Here is a 316-nt window from a genome sequence, read left to right as displayed (position 1 = left end):
AAGGTTTTTACTACCTAATCTGGGCTTATCGCAAGTTAATACGTCTTTCATCGCCTCTGACTGCCAAGGCATCCACCGTGTACGCTTAGTCACTTAACCATACAACCCCAAGAGGTTTCGTATGGCATAAACAACCAAGGTTGAACTCTTCATTGAGAGTTCTGGTTTTTCGCCGGATTCAAAATACAAGAACACTTGAATGTGTTTTTAATTTGTTTATCTAAAGATAAACAAAAGATATTAAGAACTTTTAAATTTTGATTTGAATAACTCGTAAGTTATTTAAATCAGTCAGCTTTCCAAATTGTTAAAGAGC

At 35.1% G+C, this 316-nt stretch carries 1 rRNA gene; it reads right to left on the bottom strand.

Annotated elements, in window-relative coordinates:
• Positions 1-99, bottom strand: a 23S ribosomal RNA gene (locus AACV33_RS04720); the annotation flags it as partial.
• Positions 100-316 lie beyond the last annotated feature (217 nt).

The sequence above is a fragment of the Aliivibrio sp. SR45-2 genome (assembly GCF_963890165.1).
GTDB classification, from domain to species: Bacteria; Pseudomonadota; Gammaproteobacteria; order Enterobacterales; family Vibrionaceae; genus Aliivibrio; species Aliivibrio salmonicida.
The sequence above is the reverse complement of the archived record's forward strand: the minus strand, read 5'-3'. Positions and strand labels throughout refer to the sequence as shown.